21 protein-coding genes are annotated in these 19426 nt (G+C 45.4%); 8 read left to right on the plus strand and 13 right to left on the minus strand.

Going from position 1 to position 19426, the window contains the following annotated elements:
* A partial coding sequence (locus IEY34_RS36840) for a hypothetical protein (RefSeq protein WP_229757665.1) occupies window positions 1–226 on the plus strand: 226 nt, incomplete at its 5' end.
* A 290-nt stretch (window positions 227–516) separates the two neighbouring features.
* Here IEY34_RS36840 and IEY34_RS37550 read toward each other — a convergent pair.
* Entirely contained in the window at window positions 517–696 is a 180-nt protein-coding gene (locus IEY34_RS37550; RefSeq protein ID WP_308423022.1) for a hypothetical protein, read from the minus strand.
* A gap of 59 nt (window positions 697–755) precedes the next feature.
* Window positions 756–1310 (minus strand): ketopantoate reductase family protein, encoded by a 555-nt coding sequence (locus IEY34_RS37555; RefSeq protein WP_308423023.1) that lies wholly within the window; start codon window positions 1308–1310, stop codon window positions 756–758.
* A gap of 171 nt (window positions 1311–1481) precedes the next feature.
* Here IEY34_RS37555 and IEY34_RS15540 point away from each other — a divergent pair, with 171 nt between their 5' ends.
* Window positions 1482–1802, plus strand: a complete 321-nt coding sequence (locus IEY34_RS15540; RefSeq protein ID WP_308423024.1) for a TetR/AcrR family transcriptional regulator — start codon at window positions 1482–1484, stop codon at window positions 1800–1802.
* Window positions 1699–1917, plus strand: a complete 219-nt coding sequence (locus IEY34_RS37560; protein WP_308423025.1) for a TetR-like C-terminal domain-containing protein — start codon at window positions 1699–1701, stop codon at window positions 1915–1917. The genes IEY34_RS15540 and IEY34_RS37560 overlap by 104 nt, the downstream gene beginning before the upstream one ends.
* On the opposite strand, the gene IEY34_RS15545 is transcribed toward IEY34_RS37560, so the two are convergent.
* The 3 genes from IEY34_RS15545 to IEY34_RS15555 form a co-directional block, all read right to left on the minus strand.
* Window positions 1878–2708: an NAD(P)H-binding protein gene (locus IEY34_RS15545; RefSeq protein WP_189012786.1), complete on the minus strand. Its 831-nt coding sequence runs from the start codon at window positions 2706–2708 to the stop codon at window positions 1878–1880. The genes IEY34_RS37560 and IEY34_RS15545 overlap by 40 nt on opposite strands.
* A 60-nt stretch (window positions 2709–2768) precedes the next feature.
* Window positions 2769–3215: a MarR family winged helix-turn-helix transcriptional regulator gene (locus IEY34_RS15550; RefSeq protein WP_189012787.1), complete on the minus strand. Its 447-nt coding sequence runs from the start codon at window positions 3213–3215 to the stop codon at window positions 2769–2771.
* Window positions 3216–3446: 231 nt separating this feature from the next.
* On the minus strand, window positions 3447–4181 hold the full coding sequence (locus tag IEY34_RS15555; RefSeq protein ID WP_189012788.1) for an MBL fold metallo-hydrolase: 735 nt from the start codon (window positions 4179–4181) through the stop codon (window positions 3447–3449).
* A gap of 93 nt (window positions 4182–4274) precedes the next feature.
* On the opposite strand from IEY34_RS15555, the gene IEY34_RS15560 reads away from it, so the two are divergent.
* A complete protein-coding gene (locus IEY34_RS15560) occupies window positions 4275–6014 on the plus strand; it encodes a sensor histidine kinase (protein ID WP_189012789.1) in 1740 nt (579 codons plus the stop codon).
* 194 nt (window positions 6015–6208) lie between these two features.
* Window positions 6209–6571, plus strand: coding sequence for a LytTR family transcriptional regulator DNA-binding domain-containing protein (locus IEY34_RS15565; protein ID WP_189012790.1), 363 nt, complete (start codon window positions 6209–6211; stop codon window positions 6569–6571).
* Between the two features lie 75 nt (window positions 6572–6646).
* Here IEY34_RS15565 and IEY34_RS15570 read toward each other — a convergent pair whose 3' ends face one another.
* From IEY34_RS15570 to IEY34_RS15595, 6 genes are all read right to left on the minus strand, one after another.
* Complete coding sequence (locus IEY34_RS15570) at window positions 6647–7045, minus strand: hypothetical protein (protein ID WP_189012791.1); 399 nt, start codon at window positions 7043–7045, stop codon at window positions 6647–6649.
* A gap of 79 nt (window positions 7046–7124) precedes the next feature.
* Entirely contained in the window at window positions 7125–8381 is a 1257-nt protein-coding gene (locus tag IEY34_RS15575; protein ID WP_189012792.1) for an MFS transporter, read from the minus strand.
* Window positions 8378–8827, minus strand: coding sequence for a MarR family winged helix-turn-helix transcriptional regulator (locus tag IEY34_RS15580; RefSeq protein WP_189012793.1), 450 nt, complete (start codon window positions 8825–8827; stop codon window positions 8378–8380). The genes IEY34_RS15575 and IEY34_RS15580 overlap by 4 nt, the downstream gene beginning before the upstream one ends.
* A gap of 254 nt (window positions 8828–9081) precedes the next feature.
* Entirely contained in the window at window positions 9082–10452 is a 1371-nt protein-coding gene (locus tag IEY34_RS15585) for an MATE family efflux transporter (RefSeq protein WP_189012794.1), read from the minus strand.
* An 857-nt stretch (window positions 10453–11309) separates the two neighbouring features.
* The gene (locus tag IEY34_RS15590; protein WP_189012795.1) at window positions 11310–12395 is read right to left on the minus strand and encodes a lactonase family protein; all 1086 of its coding nucleotides are present in this window, start codon (window positions 12393–12395) and stop codon (window positions 11310–11312) included.
* Window positions 12392–13048, minus strand: coding sequence for a DUF2238 domain-containing protein (locus tag IEY34_RS15595; RefSeq protein WP_189012796.1), 657 nt, complete (start codon window positions 13046–13048; stop codon window positions 12392–12394). The genes IEY34_RS15590 and IEY34_RS15595 overlap by 4 nt, the downstream gene beginning before the upstream one ends.
* A gap of 174 nt (window positions 13049–13222) precedes the next feature.
* On the opposite strand from IEY34_RS15595, the gene IEY34_RS15600 reads away from it, so the two are divergent.
* Window positions 13223–14044 (plus strand): glycosyltransferase family 2 protein, encoded by an 822-nt coding sequence (locus IEY34_RS15600; protein ID WP_189012797.1) that lies wholly within the window; start codon window positions 13223–13225, stop codon window positions 14042–14044.
* Here the strand turns inward: IEY34_RS15600 and IEY34_RS15605 are convergent.
* Window positions 14033–14878: a helix-turn-helix transcriptional regulator gene (locus IEY34_RS15605; RefSeq protein WP_189012798.1), complete on the minus strand. Its 846-nt coding sequence runs from the start codon at window positions 14876–14878 to the stop codon at window positions 14033–14035. The two genes, IEY34_RS15600 and IEY34_RS15605, sit on opposite strands and share 12 nt — an antisense overlap.
* Before the next feature lie 131 nt (window positions 14879–15009).
* Between IEY34_RS15605 and IEY34_RS15610 the strand changes: the two genes are divergently transcribed.
* The gene (locus tag IEY34_RS15610) at window positions 15010–16014 is read left to right on the plus strand and encodes a Gfo/Idh/MocA family protein (protein ID WP_189012799.1); all 1005 of its coding nucleotides are present in this window, start codon (window positions 15010–15012) and stop codon (window positions 16012–16014) included.
* A 21-nt stretch (window positions 16015–16035) separates the two neighbouring features.
* Entirely contained in the window at window positions 16036–16974 is a 939-nt protein-coding gene (locus IEY34_RS15615) for an aldo/keto reductase (RefSeq protein WP_189012800.1), read from the plus strand.
* A 59-nt stretch (window positions 16975–17033) separates the two neighbouring features.
* Here the strand turns inward: IEY34_RS15615 and IEY34_RS15620 are convergent, their stop codons facing one another.
* Window positions 17034–19328 carry a helix-turn-helix domain-containing protein gene (locus tag IEY34_RS15620; protein WP_189012801.1) on the minus strand — a complete coding sequence of 765 codons (2295 nt, stop codon included), beginning with the start codon at window positions 19326–19328 and terminating at the stop codon, window positions 17034–17036.
* Window positions 19329–19426 lie beyond the last annotated feature (98 nt).

Genomic DNA, 19426 nt, shown 5'->3' on the forward strand with positions numbered 1-19426 from the left:
GAAGTCTGCGGTGGACGCCAATAAGAAAAAACCTAGCCTGCGGCTAGGTCATCAAGCCAAGCCAAGTCAAGCCGGGCCAAGTCAACGAACCTTGGGACAAGCCCGAACCCCTAACGAACTCAATACCCTTTATTCGCTCAAAATCGCCCATTCTGAAAATCTAATGAACCCCAGAAGCTCTATTACAAGCAAACGACCACCTTTCCGCCTAAAATCTGCTCGATAGCGCCAATTCAGTTCATTAAATCTCCAAAGCAGCCAATTTCTCCTGTATAAGCATCATACAGTTCATTAGGCCTTCTGAAACCGAAAACCGCCACAGCAGAAAAGTCTGCCGTGGACGCCATAAGAAAAAACCTAGCCTGGCGGCTAGGTCACCTGCAATTGTGCGCCCATTTTCCCTATCACTCACCCATAAATCTAGCAACCGCTCGTTTTTTAAGGTCATCCCACTGAGGAGTCGCCACGGTTGATTGGTCTTTCAACGGTTGAAACGAATCATACAAAGCTACAATTTCAGCAAAGGAACCATCTACCCATTTCGCGAAGGTAGGCAAGTCTCCTATATTTACGAATAAAGGTAACCGGACTTGCAGGGATGATCGTATAGCCTGATTTCTCCAAAACCGTAAAACCTTCATCCATAACCGAAATAGCTTGCTTTAGAAGCTTCTTGTCTTTAGCTGTTTTTTTCAAATCGCCGCCGTTTAGATAGCTAACAGAGTTCAAAGCCACAATCGGAACGATATGACTTTTCAGCCAGGCTCCATATCATTCTGATACGTTAGCTTATAGGAAGCATGCTGAAAGGCTTTTTCCAGTAACGGTTTAAATGAAATCTCACCGCTCAGGCTTCCCAGAATCATCTGACCGCCTCCGCGTATGCAAATAATGCGCCCCGATTCTTCCCGGAGTCCCCCGCTAAGCTGAAAGCCGAAAACGTTATGTTTGGGAACAACGCTATGTTCATTCAGGAAATTCAGCATGCCATAGGCATCCGCATTATTGCCAACAAGGATGATATGGCTGCTTTGATTTGCGGCAAGGATAGGAAGCACGGAAGGGAAATCATTATATTTCATAACGACAAAAATGAGGTCATAACCATCTTCAGATGATAGGGTTTGGATGACGTTTACTTCATCGACAGTCGTTTTGCGCTGAAAATAATGGCGTATAACGAGACCATCTGTCTGCAATTGCTGGGCACGCCTTCCTCTGGCGAGCATGGTGACATCATGGCCCCCACGCACCAGCGCATGAGCCAGATAGCTGCCTAACACCCCTGCACCATAAACTAATAGTCTCATAATCAAACCTCCTATTATTTGAACAAATGTTGTTTCTTCAACATTTGTTCAATACAATAAGATTATCAACCTGCACAACCTGTATCAATCGCTAAATGGCGCGATACTGTTGCTTTTTCAACAGATTTCATTAGATTGTCTAAAAAGTTGGCGTACATAAGGAGTATCTCAATGGATCGAAGAATCAAAAAAAACCAGGAAGCCATTATGAATAGCTTCATTGTTTTAATGGCCGAGAAAGATTTCAGAATAATAACGATTAATGAAATTGCCGAGCGCGCTGATGTGAACCGCGGTACCGTTTGCTCGCATTATTTGGACAAATATGATCTATTGGATGCCTGCATTGCGTTTCATCTCGAGCAATTAATCCGGAATTGTATGCCAGATGAAGGGCAAAGAGCTTATCCCTCTAAGCACTCATTACGCCACACGTTTGCAGCAGGACATTTTAGTGCAGTTTTTGAATTCAGCAACGGTTGGCGTTATTGAATGGTGGTTTACTAGTTCAATGCCCTATTCTGCAGCAGATATCACGGAACAGTTGTGGACCCTTCTTGAGAATAATCAAATGATCCCCCCAACATTAGATGACATCAACTGTTGAATACTTACCTTCAAAGAAGTGACAGGGCCACCGATTAATCTCTCTAAATCCAGTGACGTTGAGGAGGTATCAATTTTACCCAAAAACCCATAAATCCAATTTTGAAGCTGTGAGTCTTCAACGAGGGTAATCGGCTTACCGTTTAGTTCAGAAAGCACCAACACGAGATCATCGAAGGTCCATGGACGTGACGCAGTCAACTCATAAGTTCTATTCTCATGCCCATTTCCTGTGAGGACTGCCGCTATGCCCAAAGCGAGATCCCCCCGTGTAACGGTGTTAAATTTCCATACGCCTGGCAGAATAGGAAGCTGACCTGATGCTATTGCAGCCTCTAGACCAAGCACGCCAACAAAATCTGTATACAAAGCATTTCGAAGAATCGTATACGGTATTCTGGTTGTGTGTATGGCATGTTCCGTAGCCAAATACAAATGAGAAGGTGAAATCAAACCTTTTTCGAGAAAAGCAAAACTCGTAAATAAGAGATGTTCAACGTTCACTTTTTTCGCCGCTTCAAGAACATGAGCATGTTGTCTTAACCGAACGGTATCATCTTTGTCTGAGCTTGAAATCAACAACAGCTTGGAAGCTCCTGCGAAAGCCGTGATGAGTGATTCAGGCTGATCGTAGTCACAATAACGGACTTCAATTCCTTGTTCGTGATAGGCCTGCGCTTTCTCCGGGTGGCGGACACACGCAATGATTTGATCTGCTGATATTTGTTGAAGAAGCTCCTTAATTATTAAACTTCCTAATTGACCATTGGCTCCAGTTATGGCAATCGACATTGTCATTCATCCCTTCAGTTTTCAAAGTAGTTAAGCTATTAACTAGTTAAACAAAAAAACTCACTTATTTTTTAGTTTATTTAATAAAACAAGGAGTTGGTTTAATTCTTGATCGGACAGCGCACTCATTTTTTCCGAGATTTTTTGGCGATTTTCTGGCAAAAACTTGAGTAAGAGGCTCTGACCTTCACTCGTGATTGAAATCACGGTTTTCCTGCCATCCTTTGGGTGGCTTGCCCGGACAATCAATCCCTCATTCTCTAATGGAATTAATAAAAGACTAATATTCGGCTTCGTCACACCAATTTTCTTGGCAAGCATTGACGGTAAGATCGTGCCTCCTTCCTTCATAATTTCAACCAGAATTCGAATTCTCGCGCCATTCACGCCTTTGGATTGCCAATATTTCTCCGAGACATCGACCAAATTGGCTGTTGCTTCAACAAGCGCAAAAAAAGCAAGCGAATGCAGCGGCAATTCGTGAACGTATTCTTGCAGGTCTTTCACACGATTCACCACCTCAAAAATAGTTAAGCACTTAACTTATTTATGTTCAAAATACTACAGATTTAAGACAATTGTCAAATTGAATTTAAAAACCCTTGAGCAATAAGAGTCTTCAAAGGCTCCTATCCCCGCCATAAGCAGCTCTTTTTCCGGAATAGAAGTCTCAGGGGACTCTTATCTTGCACTGGATTTCCTGATGGGCCATCTGTCTAGAAGACGTGACAGCCTTTGTTACTCATACGCTCGCAATGGTTCAGCCAACCGCACGAGATGCTTGTCGTGGAACACTTGCCGCGCACTGCTTTGCACATAATCATCGACATAATGCATCAAGATCATCTTCTTCTGGATCGTCTCCGGCAGTGTTAAAACTTCCTCAAGCGAGGTGTGCGAGGGCAGTTGGTCGTCCTGCATATGACATTCATGATAAATCGTTTGCACCTCTTCCGAAATCTGGAGAAGGTAGCCAGCATCCAGTCTTGTATCTCCGCTAAAATAAAAATAAGGCTTGCAAAGAAGTCCATAGCTCAGCATGTCCAGCACATGCAAAGTCTGAATGAGTTCGAAACGTACACCTGCAATTTCAAATTCATTCTCCACCGCAACGAGGTCGAAATAATCCTCGAACACGCGCTTCCCTCGCGTTGTCAGTTCTAAGCCGTGGCGCAATATCTGCCACAAATCATCTTTTAAACCAATAGGGATATACAATCTTGGTTTTACTTTACCTGGGTACACTTTGTGAAACAGGGCTAGCTTTTGCAAGCCGTTGACGTGATCTTCGTGCAAATGAGTGATGAAAATATGTTCGATTTGATTGAGCTGCATACCTAACTGATGCAATCCCCAATGATTGGACTCCGGGAAATCAATGCAAAGATTTGTATCCCCAAAGGTTAATAACGCACTATTATGACCTTGCTCGACGCTAAAACCATCGCCGCACCCCAAAAATGTTATTTTCACAAAAACGCCTCCAATTCGATATGTGCATCTTGGATTATTTGTACTATCATTTGTAAATGAGACAGGAATCCGCTGCCATTCTAGGAGGACAACATGAATAGACCCGAGCAAGCCAAGCCCAAGATTCACCTGCGTTCCTCGCTTTTCATCCTGATGATATCGGTAATCATTGTACTACTTACAGATAGTGTATTCTACTATTATACGAAACGAATGCTAACCGCCGAGCTTCAAACCAAGCTGGAACTGATTGCAGATAATGTCGCTATCTCGATTAAACATTCCAAATTAGGTGAGAAATATGTTGAAAACTTGATTGGCCAAAATCTTCGCACAGCCGCGCTAGCCGCGCAGTATAGGCTCGATCCGGATATTGAGAAAGTGACCAATGAAGAACTCATATCGATCAGTAAAGAATTAATGATTGATCATATGACTTTGTTGAAACGAAGCGGCGATGACATTATCGGCTACAAATCCACAGAGCCCAAGGAAATTAATATGAGCACCAAGACGTGGAGCCGGGACTGGTTCAAAGCCTTCAATCAACTGCTGGATACGACCGAAACGAATGTGTCCAGCGGACAAGCGCTGCCACATTATTGGTCTGGTCCCATCAACACGTCCATGTCCGATCCGCAATACGTTGATAAATGGGGATACTATTACGATGGACGCACGAACTATATTCTGGACCCCTACGTACATGATACGTTCATCCAAAACTATCAACGTGAAACAGGTGTGAATGCCGTCATCAATGAAATGATAAATGGCTATACGAACCATGGAACCGCAGAAATCGCTGTCTTTAATCCACCTATTTTTTTGAAGCAGCAGGAGCAATTCAAGAAAGAAGGCTATACCTGGTTCTCGGATCGAGAAATCTTGTTCGGAACCTATACGATGAAAGACAGCCGTGATCTGGAAATGGTGCAAGAGGTCATTCGTTCGAAGAAGACTCAGCAGTTGATTACAACCATCCAAGGGAAAACTTTGCTCAAAATGTTCATTCCACTCCAGCTCGATATGCCTGTCGTTATCGGTCTTACTGCTGATTATGAACAAGTGCAGCAATCTATCGGGAAACAGCAATTAAGACTTCTGCTGCTGATCGGGACAACGGGTCTAATCGCTTTCTTCCTTGTTATCGTGAGCATTCGATTCATGAACAGAAGACGAGAATTAGCGGCAGAGCATGTTCAGGAGGTGTATGTTGATCACATCGACTCCCTTTTCCGGTCCATGAAGGAACAGCGGCATGATTTTAACAATCATGTCGCCACGATTCAATCACTTGTTCATCTGAAGGAATATGCGGAATTAAATCGCTATACAGCCGAAATCACGGAAGAAACAACCGCCTTGAACGATATTATCCAAATTAATGTTCCTGCTTTGAGTGCCATTGTACAGTCGAAGGTCATCCAAGCGGTTGAACGCAGAATTACCTTTGAGCACGAAGTAGCCAACTTAAAGCAGATTCATCTGGGAGCTGTCAAGGCAACAGACTTGGTCCGTATCCTGAGCAACCTCATCGACAACGCCTTCGACGCGGTTGCGCCACAGAAGTATGTGGAGCGCAAAGTTCGCCTTGTGGGCTTCGTGAAAGGAAACTCCCTCATCTTTCAGGTGTATAACAATGGCGAACGAATTCCATATGAACGCCTGGAAAGCATATTTGAACCAGGCTTCTCCACGAAAGATGAGGGGACACAGCACGCCGGTCTAGGTTTAAGTATCATTAAAAATCTGGTACATCAATATGGCGGCAAGATTCATGTCCACAGTTCAATGAACGAAACATGCTTTACGATATCCATTCCTCTGTAACCATTCATTATTTCCGGGGAAATACGCTGCGATTTGTCATAAATGGATAAGAAGGAACAGCATCCGATGCTAAAAAAAATCGATCGTTGTTCCTTATTTAAATCCGCAAAAAAGTCTTTAAATCTTCTTTAAAATATGCTAAGATGAAAATGTTCTCAATGTAAGCGTTATCATTTTTAAAGGGGGATTTTAAAATGAATGTAGCGCTCGAAAGCAGAAATAGTTATGAAGATTTTGTGCTAGAAAAAGACATTATGTATTTCCGCGTCGGTGAACATGGTCTGGTCTCTTTTCATGGCAAAAACTATCATATCAAAAAGCGGATGTCTACCGAACAAATTCAAGAAATTACATCAGATAACACATTTTTCAAGGTCAATACAGATTGCTATGTGAACACAAGAAAAATTCTGCAAATTCAAGATGGCAAAGTCTTTTTCGAAATGAAAGGCGCCGAATCCAAGTACGCCTCGATTACGAAATTGCGTCAACACCGACTGAAAGAAATCTTGCAGCAATTCAAACAAGAAATGGCCTCACATGATATCGCCAAATAGTCCAGACAGACGACTATAGCAAATTGAAAAAAGGAGCCAGCGAAAATGCCTCGCAAGCTCCTTTTTAGCGTATACCTATGAAATTTTGGCAATGGTTTCTTGCTGATGTTCGCGGATAAGAAAGCGTATGTACTCGACTGTTGTTTCTTTCACCTTTTTGGCTTCTTCCAAAGTAGAGAAGCTGTACTCAGCATGATCTGTGCTTTCGTACTTCTTCAACTCTTCATAATTCATTCCAAGTGTGGAGAAATTATTAACCAGTTCGTAGGGAGTCTTATGATCCACATTTTTCACGAATATATCTTTGGAAAAGAATGAGCCTTGTTTCTCCACTTTAAAAATAACGCGAAACGGCTTTTCTTTATCCGATACAAAGCACTTGATAACAACGTCGATTTCCATCGTCTTATAATCCACAGCGCTCGTCGGCTCCTGCTTTGGTGTGTGCATCCATTTCTTCAGAAAACCCAACACAAGGTAACCTCCTCTATAACGACATGAATCTAAATCATATTGTAATGGATACACACCTAATTGACAATCCATATTTTGGTTATATGGATTCTATTGGCCTTTTCACAGCTCTTTTCCTATAGTTCCAAATGATAATGAGACACAAAATGCCAGTCAAAACACCACAGCCCAAGAAGGCGCCATTTGCCCCAAAACGGTCTGCCACATACCCGGCAAAAAGGCTTCCAATCGGGGTTGAACCCGCGAATACGAGAGAATAGACGCTCATGACCCTTGCCCTATATTCCTCTTTGGCATGCATTTGCAAGGAAGAATTGCTGTTGGTTGCGAACATAATATTGAAGAAGCCCGTTAGCGCCAGCAGTGCTCCGCATGCCCAAACCGAAGTGCTAAGTCCATTCAAAATAAGACAAACAGCTACGACTAAGCTAGCAATAATGCTCAGCTTAATTCGAGGCCCTTGCTTACTGCGGAATGACATCGTCAGAGCCCCGGCAAAGGAACCGATCCCCAGACAAGACATCAGCGTTCCGTATGTTGTTTCCCCCATATGAAGCACATTTTTCGTGAAGACAGGAATAAGGACATTGAAATTAAACGCAAGCGTACCGATTACGGCTACAAGCAGAACCGTTTGAGCCAACAAAGGATCTCTGGCAATGTAAACGATGCCGTCTTTAATTTCTTTCATAATGCCATCATTGGACGTTTTCTTGCGAACATAAGGGGCTGCTTCGATATGAAATAACCCATATAGAACAGCTATGAAGCTAACTCCGTTCAGTAAAAAGCACCAGCCTGCGCCGAGCAAAGCCATCATGACCGCCCCGATAGAAGGCCCTACAATTCTAGCCATATTAAACGTCGTGGAATTGAGAGCGATGGCGTTCATCAAATCTTCCTTGCCTACAATTTCAATATTAAAAGCCTGCCTTGTCGGCATATCCAGCGTATTATTTAATCCTAACAATAGCGCTAATACAAGGATGTAGCCGTACTTAACACTGTCGGTAAGAACTAAGATTGCGAGTGTGAAAGCGAGAATCATAGCGACCGTTTGCGTGACTAACAATATGTTCTTTTTGGGAAATTTGTCAACAATGATGCCGGCAAACAAGGAGAATAACATAATCGGAAGGAACTGACATGCCGCGACGACCCCCAGCTTAAAAGGTGAACCCGTGAGCGTGAGGACGAGCCACGATTGCCCGATATTTTGCATCCAGGTGCCAATCAGGGATACGCATTGGCCAAGCCAGAGATACCGATAATTGCGATGCGTTAACGCGTGGAAATGCCGTTCGATAAACAGGGACCCTGCCAGCTTCATATTCATGGCTCCATCGGCTCCTCTGCGAAACGGGCGGCATTAGTGCCCATTTTCTCCAAAATGGTTAAAGCTAATGCTTTCTCTTCCTCGCTCATGCCGTACGTCAGGCGCTCGCGCCAATCCGTCAAAACTTTACGTACATCCTCCTTGATCAGGAGCGCTTTATCCGTAAGATGGACTTCATTGCATCTCTTATCCTTTTCACTCACTGTGCGGGTTATGTAGCCTTGCTCTTCTAATTTTTTTAATGCCTTCGCGGTTGTTCCTTTATCAATTTTCAAATGGTCGGCCAGTTCTTCCTGGGTGAGACCATCTTCTCGATATAGCGCATTAATGAAAATATGCTGCCCCCGCCCAATCTCATACTCCTTCAAATGCTCACCGATATACATCTGCCCATAGCGGTACAACAGTGAGATCCATCTCGGAATTGAATTTCGGTTATCTATCATCAAACCTGCACCTCGTCTCGTCTCAAAATTGTTTCTCATCCGAATCGTTGCACTTGCCACTAAAATATCATACTGCGAAATGGTTGCACTCGCAACCATTTTTTTGGAGCTGAAGCCCGCGCTCTGTCGCTTGAGAGGGATCCTCTAAATTTCGCTTGCTGCTGCATCGTCAAACTAATTAGAACAAAAAAAAGCCCCCCACAGGGAGCTGTATTCGTACCGTTCTCGAGCTGCTTGTCCTACCTGACAGCTCATCACATCTGCCCAGCGATACCACGCCTCTCTTGGATCATGGGTGCAGATTCTTTGGGCAGTTTCTTCCGCGCGAGCCAGCGTCGTTGAACCAGAAAGCCGCGGATTCCTTCGTCCAGAATCATCGCTACATACACGCCATAGATGAGCCACCCAAGTTGAAGCCCGAACAGATACGTACCACCGACGGCAATAATCCACATACAAACAATACTGATGTTCATCACATATTTGGTTTCACCCACCGCGTTAAGCGCATTGTTCAGCGGCATATTCCACATTTTGAGCGGCTGCAGCAGCAAGTTCAAGGCCATCACTCCTACGACGATGGAGATAATTTCTTGATTATCCGTAAAGGCGCCCACCACATTCTTGCCAAAAATGAATAGCAGGATGGTATTGGTAATAACAATCAGCTCGCCCCAGAATAAAGCTTTGTACAGGCTGCGATAAGCTTTTTCCATCTGACCTGCGCCAAACAAGTGCGCAACTTGAATTTGCACCGCCATTGCGAATGACCAACCAGCGAGGAAAGAGAAGGACTCCATCGTGTTGAGATACGTTCGAGCAGCTAGCTGCTCGGCTCCCATCGTGGCGATCATGGAAAAGAGAATCACTTGCGAAATCGTCCAAGACGCCGAACTGAAGGCCATCGGCAAACCTACTTTGGCCACTTCTTTTAACAATGGACGGTCGAATAGGCGAAGATCACGCCACTGGATGAGTCCAGTAAAAGATTTTCGAAAAATATAAAATAAGACCAGCAACGCAATCGCACGGCTGCCGACTGTCGACAAGGAGACGCCCAAAAGTCCCCATTTCGGCAATCCCAAAGCACCAAAAATAAACACATAATTGCCGATAATATGGATGATGTTCATTCCCACTGCTACAAGCATGGGGCCCTTCGTGTTCCCTGTACTGCGAATGACTGTACTTAATGTTAAAATGGCGGACATCACAATCGTTCCGCTGCCCACTACACGGATGTATTGATAAGTCATCGCATGCAGCGATTCCGGCACATGAAGCATGTTGACGAAAATATTTGCTCCAAAAAATAGGAACAACGAAACAACCAAGCCTAGACCCACGGTCAACGTGAAAGCCATTGAAGCAACTTTGCGAGCTTCCTCCTCTTTTCCCGCTCCAAGCTTCTGTGAGATAACAATCCCCGCTCCGCTGGAAATAAGAACGAACAACATAATTACCGCCTGGAAAAATTGATTGCTGATGCCAACAACAGCAACCGCATCATCCGAAATTCGGCTAACCATCAATGTGTCCGCAGTTCCAATCATAAATTGAAGAAATAATTCGATCATGATCGGCCAAACCAGCCCGAAAAGTGTCATTTTTTTTGCAGTTTCCATAGCCATCCCTATTCTCTCTGTCAGTATAAACACGCGTTCAAGAATTTATTCTAGCAACTCTTGGACAGAAGTCAATGCCTAAAATAAGTAAAAACAACCCCCTTCTCCGGTCTATGACAACCAGAAAGGGGGTTAATCCGAGATTTTCAGTGGAGTTCCTGCTTTCATGGGAGTTTTAAGCATGAGATTAACGGCTTCGCCGCCACGAGAGATCAGCCTCTTATTAGCGACAAACCCAAGTAAGGGGAACTCATGTACGCTATTTAGGCAAAAAGCAGGGATACGAGGGTCATAGCGGAACTACAGGGTCTTATTTCCACGAAAAGCGCTGAATTTCCCATGAAACAGCAAAATAGCGTACTGTAGTTCCCTCTCCCCGCGATAATGCCACTTTTTACTAGAATAGCGTACTATAGTTCCCTTACCGCCACGCGAGGCAGCCGGAGTAGCTCCACGTTCACTCCAAAAGAAAAACCCAGCCTGCGGCTAGGTCATCCAGTCCATGCACCTTGAGGCAAACCCAAGCCCCCTAAAGAACTCAATACCCTTTATTCGGTCAAAATCGCTCATTCTGAAATTCTAATGAATCCCAGAAGTTCTATTACAACCAAATGATCATTTTTCCAGCTAAAATTTGCTCTATAGCGTTAATCCAATTCATTAAATCGCCAAAGTAGCCATTTTCCGGTCTATAAGCATCCTACAGTTCATTAGATGCCCGCTGAGACCGCCCCCCTAATTCTGTGGTGGACGTCAGTTTATAAGCGGAAAGCCTCTTTTCGAACAATTAAACACATTTAGCTTCGTTTAACTACCTTATTCTCAACGTATAGACACTCGCCACGCTAGGGCGAAGCCTAAAGAAACTTGATGCAAACCGGGCGCGCTACCGCAGCGCTTTGCCCGGTTTCCTGCAGCATGCCGGTCTCCGCATCTATGCGGAAAACCGTAATGCTGCTGGAGTCCTGATTCGCCGCGAGGAGATAATCCCCTTGCGGCGACAGGGCGAAGTTCCGCGGCGTCCGCCCCAGCGTCGCCTGCCAGCCCACGACCGAGAGCGTTCCGCTCTCTCGGTCCACCGCATAAACCGCGATACTGTCGTGTCCGCGGTTCGAGGCATACAGAAACCGTCCATCTCCGCTGAGATGGATGTCTGCGCAAGTGCTCTCGCCGCTGAAGCCTTCCGGCAGCGTCTCAATGCTCTGCAGCGCGGTCAGCACGCCCGCGTCTGCCTCGAAGCCCAGCACGGAGATCGTGCTGTCCAGCTCATTAATCGCGTACACGTACCGGCTGTCCGCGCTATAAACCAAATGACGCGGGCCCGCGCCCGGCTTCATCACAGCTTCGCCATGTGGCAGCAGGATACCGCGCTCCGCGTCAATCCGGCTAACCATCAGCCGATCGAGCCCCAGATCGGCGGAAATCGCAAAACGATTGTTCGGGGACGGAACAATCGAATGGGCATGCGGAGCTTCTTGACGGTCCGTTTGCGGACCCAAAGCTCCTTCATGCTTCACCAGCGGGCTATGTGCGCCCAACCCGCCCCCATCCTCGATGGGATAGACCGTTACATCGCCGCTTCCATAGTTAGCGACCAAGGCAATGCGATTCGTCTTGTCTAAGCTGATATAGCAAGGCGCTGATCCGTCCGTTGGCTGCTGATTGATTTTCTCAAGCGTCCAGGTTCCGGCTTGAATCGCATAGGCCGCCGCAGCGCCTCCGAACCCCCCGTTATATGTTACCGTCTCGCTAACGGCATACAAAACGCTGCGAGTATCATTCAATGCCAGGAATGAAGCATTCGGCAAATCATGATAAGCTGCTACAAGCGTCAGCTCACCATGTTCGGAATTCAAACTGTATAAGCGAATTCCTTCTTGATTTTGCTCATCGGTATAGGACCCAACATACAAAAACTGCTCCTTTTGTCCGCCAATCGTCATCTACAACCAGCCTCCCTTTGTTTAATCCTCTGCATGAATGCGGTCACGCACATCGCAATGATCGAACCATAAAGTGCAAGCTCCATATCGTGGTGCGTATCCCATGGATCCCCTTGCGTCCCAAGAAACAAGATCCCAATTTCCGGGGCAACAAGTAATGCCACCCACATTTCGATCAGCTCATAGAAAGCTCCCATAGCCAAAACGATAACACAGGTTATGACAGAAAGCCATCTGCGACTTAGTGTCGTACAGGCTGACATGACTTCCCTAATTGGATAAGCAAGCAGCAGCCCAAAGCTGAAATGTACCAAGCGGTCGAAATTGTCTCGCTGCGAATGAAACAGGAGCTTCATCCAGACATCCACTACATTCTCATTATACGAATAATGCGCGCCTACTGTATGAAGCACCAGAAATAAGCCAATAAGCCCATAGGATAGATTGGATATCCAAAACCGCTTATATGTACCTACCAACACGATAAGTGCGGCCCATATCAATAGATTCTCCAGCACCCAATCAAATCTGCTATACGGCGATACTGCCATCCATATCCATATGACCAGATACACGATAATCATCACATGCAGTGGACGGTTCGAAGCAAACATTTGTTCTTTTCCCAACCACTTGCCTGCTCTTTCTCTCACGGCTTCATCCCCCTATCGCTTCTATACGTTCAGGGTAACTCGCCGCCACTTTTTGCAAAAGTACTAGATTTATGTAGTACTGAACAAATCGCGAAAAATTTCAAATCCATATTTGAGAAATAGGACGCAATTAAGGTAAGCTTGGTTTATATAAAAATAGAGGTGATCTCCGCGATGTCTAACCAAAACCAACCCTTGGTATCCATTATTATTCCAACCTATAATCGCCGCATTGAGCTGGCTGAGCTGGCTGAATCTTTAGTGCGTCAAACCTACAAAAATTTGCAAATTATCGTTGTGAACGATTACGGTCCATCCGTTGATTTCATTCAGGACCTATACCCTGAACTGAATATCCAAATTATCAATATGCCGGAAAACTTGAAGCACGTCCATGCCCGCAATCGCGGTTTGCAAGAAGTGAAGGGCGATTACATCATGCTCTGTGATGATGACGATTTACTGCTTCCCATTCATATTGAACGCATGCTGCAGGAGATTGAGGGCTATGATCTCGTCTATCCAGACGTTGAAATTTTCCATTACGCTTATGAAAACCAAACACGCATCATAACAGATCGCTTCGTCTTTGCATATGAATTCGATGTCCCGGCCATGCGCAGATTTTCCACGTTCTTTTCTTCCGGCTGCATCTTCCGGCCTGAGCTTATTGCCGCGTTGGGTCCATTTGACACAGAGGTGTTCCATTATTGGGACTGGGATTTCTTCCTGCGCGCGGCTGAACAGTTTCGTGTCAAACGCGCACCCATCGCGAGTGTTCTTTATGCATTTGCCCAACAAGGAACCAGCAACATGTCAGGGCAATTAGACAACATGCGTCCCTACTTGGATTTGCTTTCGGTGAAGCATCAGCTTGGTGAACTGCCTACCGCGAACTTCTTCCTGCTGCTGGAAGAACCCGAAGTGAAAGCCCGCCAAGCTGCCACAGAGCTTATCTGGGATGGTCAACCGATCCGATCCCGCTTAGCTGAATAACCCTTTGGCATAAAAGCTCCGATATTCACTGGGCGTCATGCCTTCTTGTTCTTGAAACCGTTGGTTGAAATAGCTTGCGCTTGCATAGCCAGCTTCCCGCGCAATGTCCTTGATCGATAAATGCTCTTTCTCAATCAAACGTTGCTTCGCATACTGGATCCGGCATAACGTAATGAACGAGAGCGGTGTCATGGACATGGCTTTCCGAAACAATTTGCAGAAATAGTACGTGCTGACGCCTGTGAGCTCCGCCCATTCCTCGAGGATGAACGGCTCGCATGCTTTTTGCTGCATCGTTGGGAGCAGTGACAGAATGCGATCAACCGACTCCATCCCACGATTCACGGTCAAAGGAGCCGCATAACTCATGAATTCGCTCAATATCTGATACGTCAATGTCGATAGGTTGGTTGTTCGAAGAATCCCGTTCGTCTCCGCCTCCAGCAATAAGTGGTGGAAGGCTTCCTCGAGTTCATTCAATCTTTTTAGTGACCACAACACGCGAAAAAAACCTTTTTCCAGCAAAAATTCTTTGAGATAGCTCCCGTAAAAATGAACGAAACGCACACTCCATGGATCATCCTTGGACGTATAGTATTTCTGCTCTTGGTACGGAAAATATAGAAAAGCATCTCCTTTTTGAAGCACATGCTGTTCGCCGTCTATTTCGACATACCCCTTGCCGGAAATTACAAAGTGGATACTGAACGTTTCACAGAGCCCTTCAGGCCGGTAGACGGTATGGGTCAGCATATCATAATACCAACCGACCGATTCTGGAAAAATGAAATAGGAGGATTGCTGCAATCTCGGCAGCATAGATTGTCTTGACACAGGCACACCCCGTTTCCTAATGACAATATTCCGATATCTGGCACAATATATTGTCATATTCATTTTAAATAACTCGTTCTATAATAACAATATAACGATATCACTTTATTTGACAAAGGAGAAATTTCAGAATGACAAAGCTTCGTTGGGGAATTTTGGGATGCGCGAATATTGCTATTAGAGCCTGTATCCCAGGCATCAGACAGTCGCAAACAGGAATTGTAAGCGCTATTGCCAGCCGTAGTTTACAGAAGTCGCAGGAGAAAGCCGCTGAGCTTGATATTCCAAAAGCGTATGGCAGTTATGAAGAATTAATAGCCGATCCCGATATTGACGCCATCTATATACCTTTGCCGAATCATCTTCATAAAGAGTGGACCATTCGCGCTGTGCAAGCAGGCAAACATGTCCTTTGTGAGAAGCCGGCAGCCTTGACTGCTGTTGAAGTGCAAGAGATGGTTACAGCAAGCGAACAAGCTGGTGTTCAATTTGCCGAAGCGTTCATGTACCGGCATCACCCTCGTTACGACCGTATCAAGGCGATTATTGACTCTGGAGAAATTGGCGATGTTCGCGGCATTCATGGCGCTTTTACTTTCAGCAATCCTGGCGACAGCAAGAATGTTCGCTACGTTCGCGAGTGGGGCGGCGGTTCTGCTTATGATGTTGGCTGTTATCCGCTTAGCGCAGCTAGATTAATTCTAGGTAGAGAGCCTGAAGCCGTTACGACGCACGCTTTCTTCTCACCTGAACACGATCATGTCGATATGATGATGTCCGGTTTGGTTGAATTCAGCGGCAACGTCGCTTTAACCTTCGATTGCGGTATGTGGGCGGGCTTCCGCAACACGCTTGAAATCGTCGGTGCCATCGGACGCATTGAAGTCCCCTCTGCTTTCGTGACACCTACGGAGGAATCCGGTCACTTTATCGTGCAAGTAGGGAATGAGCGTCGTGAAGAGAAAGTGCCTTTCCTTAATCAATATGCGCTGCAAGCAGATGATTTGGCTTATGCGGCTTGGGGCGAGAAAGCCGCTCGCTTCCCTGCGAGTGATGCCGTCCTGAATATGAAATTAATCGATGCTTGCTTGCAATCCGCCAGAGAGCGCTCACGCATTGTCATGAATGAATCCTAAATAACAGAGGAGATGAAATCTTTGAAGCACATTCATATTAAAGGCTTGGAAAAACCTGTTTCTAAATTAGTCATGGGCTCAGACTTCTTCCGCTTGAATAACCCCCATGAAGTCAGCGAAATTCTTGGACACTATTTGGCCATTGGCGGCAATACGATTGACTCAGCCTTCATCTATTGCGGCGGCGAGAGCGAGCAAGCGATCGGGATTTGGCTCGATGAGATGGGCAATCGCGATGAAATGAATATCTTCACCAAGGGCGCTCATCATAATGAACACGGTCCGCGCGTGAATGCGGAAGCGATTCGCAGCGATTTGTTCACGAGTCTGGAACGACTGCGCACCGACTATATTGACCTCTATGCCCTGCATCGGGATGATCTGGCAACGCCGGTTGGCGCGATTGTTGAGGCGCTTAATGAGCATGTAGAAGCAGGCCGCATCCGCGCATTTGGCGGGTCCAACTGGACGCACGAACGGCTGCAAGAAGCCAATGCCTACGCTGAGAAACACGGTCTCATCGGTTTCACCTTCAGCAGCCCGAACCTCAGCCTCGCCAAAGCCAACGAGCCTTTCTGGGCCGGCTGCGTCTCCGTCGATGAGCAAGCGCTGCGCTGGTACGAAGCCCAGCAGTTTCCGCTGCTCTCCTGGTCGTCGCAGGCGCGCGGCTTCTTCAGCGGGCGGTTCTCCCCTGAGATCAGCGATAATGCTGACATCGTCCGCGTGTTCTACAGCGACGAGAACTGGACGCGGCTGCAGCGTGCTCAGCAGCTTGCGCAAGAGAAAGGCGTAAGCACGATTCAGATCGCGCTCGCCTATGTCGTGAGCCAGCCGTTCCCGGCGTGTGCGCTCATCGGCCCGCGCAGCGAAGCCGAGATGCAGTCATGCCGTGACGGCGCGGAGCTGGTGCTCACTGCGCAGGAGTTGGCGTGGCTTGATTTGAGCGCTGCAATCGTGTAACTAGTCAAGAACCCCCCGGCCGAAGATGGGCCGGGGGGTTCTCTCTATTCTCTGTTCCCTTAATTCGCTTTCTTCATTTGCCTGAATTGATTCGGCGAAAGGCCATGTTTCTTTTTGAAAACCGTAATAAAATAAGTACTGTTCAAGAAGCCGATCTGTTCGCCGATTTCCTTGACTCTTAGCGAAGTATGTAATAATAAATCTTCCGCTTCCGCCAGGCGCAAATTGGTGACATAGGTAGAGAAGGATACCCGCATATTTTCATTAAATAATTTACTGAAATAAGGAATCGAGATATGGAGCGCCGTAGCAACCGAATCCGCTGAGAGGTCATCTTTCCTATAATGCTGCTGAATATAATCGCAGGCTTGCTTGATGATTTCCTTGCAATCCCGATGCCTATTCCCCTTAAGCTCTTGGATAATAAATGGCACTAATTCCTTGAAAAATTGCTTGAGCATATCCACTCTTACAAAGCTTGAGATTACATCTGCTAAAGATTCCATCTGATGAGCCGTATAGATGGGGGACAAATCCACAATCTCATTGAAAACCTTATCCAGATTGGAACCAATCTGTTTTAAAGTCGCATGGATATCCTTAATGGAACAGTCTTCAATTTCCTCAAACAATTCATCAATGTTCTCCAGCGCCGCCTTGCTGTCATTAAGTTTCAAATGGTTAAGCAGGGAATTCTCAAGCTTGAAAGGGTAATGGAACTTCTTGCGAATCGCTGCTTGAATTTTGTCATAGAAATAAATGCGCTGATCATCCCTCAGAAATACATAATCCAAAGCCTCTCTGGCTGTTTCATACGAATTAGCCAGCTCCTGCATCGTAGCCGCCCCTTCGCCAACGCCGATTTTCAGCTGAATTCCCATCATTTTGTCCACGTGATGAACAAATCCTAACCAGGCATCGTCACTCATGCCTTCCATATCATTCATCAACAGCACCATGGAATGGCTGCCTGTTTCAATTTTCTCCAACGCTCCATGATCCGCAATTGTTCTCAGTGCAAGTTCATAAACAGCCTCTTTAACAAGCGAGAGCTGCGTGTCGCGTTGGTTGGATATGACGCCATGTTCCCCTTCCATCACCAGCACGAGTACACGCAAGTTCGTCGTCTTTAGCTGGATTTCGAGCTTTTGGAAATGAGCTGCAATGCCCTGTTCATCCATGCTTCCTTCCTGATTCAAACATTCTCTGAGGAAGCCTTCCTTCAATTTGTTGCGATCTTTGACGGCCGAGTCTTCCAGTGACATGACTTTGTGAATAAGTCCCTTGAAGACATCGCTGACATATTCCACATCATCCGCATATTCGGCAGAGGAACCGAAAGGATGACTATATTTAATCATCTTAACGACTTTACCGAATGGCAGATAGATTTTATTGATTAGGAGCACTGTCGCAGCAATGCTAAACAATAGAACAACCAACGAAATAAGAATGATATTCCTCAGAAAAGTAAAACTATCTTTGGATAGGTAGTCATAACTTGTTGTATTGATGAGATACCATTCCAGCTTTTCGTTATAAACATAGGTGATCAGGAACTTCTTCTTATCAATTTGCTCAATAAAATGATTGGATTTTGCCTCGGAATGGATGACTTTGCTTATAAAATCTTGCTTACTGCGATCATGCATGAATTGTTCCGGTTGATTGCTGTTGAGAATATTCACGCCTTGTTTATCGACAATAATAAAGTTCGAATAGGCGGTACTGCCCATTTTGTTGAAGAGATCCTGAATGGATTTCAGCTCCAAATTGATAAAGATAGCGTGTCCATTCCTGCTGCCTGAATACGTGAAAATCAGAGAGAGAATGTTGCTAACGTAAGGTTTGGAATCGTAGATATAGCTTTGTTGATGAGGAAGAAACAGCATTTTGTTCATTTTTTTCCGCACATCGATGAGTCCTACCGCCTGCTGATCAATGGCTGGAATGTCAACATCCTTGTTAATCGTATGAATGAACCTTCCCGTTTCCCCATTGTACAAATAGACGGAATTAATATAGGGATTCGCACTGACCACTTCATCGACTCGGTTTTCAACCTTCATGGCATCTATCGGGTTAAGCTCATTGGAATATAGCCCCCTAATGATTTCGCTATCATTGAGAAGCTGTTCCCCGATCTGAAAGACTCGCTCATACAGCGTTTCGATATTATAATCGGTTTGCGATAGTAATTTCTGGTATGTATCAGAAGTATGCTTATCATTGATTTTGGTGTTGTAGGAATAATTGATGATCGAAATCAAAATAATTGAAAATAAAAAGATAGCTACCGTCGCTACAATTATTCGACTTAGGAAACTTCCCCTTAGCTTGAAAAGCCTCAACATCGAATCATCCCCATTACCCAAATTGAGAGCGTTTTCACAATGTAAATTTATGTCATTACTCATGTCAACTATACTGCCGATAATTCAATCGCGTCAAG

Source organism: Paenibacillus marchantiophytorum (genome assembly GCF_014640555.1).
Lineage (GTDB): Bacteria > Bacillota > Bacilli > Paenibacillales > NBRC-103111 > Paenibacillus_E > Paenibacillus_E marchantiophytorum.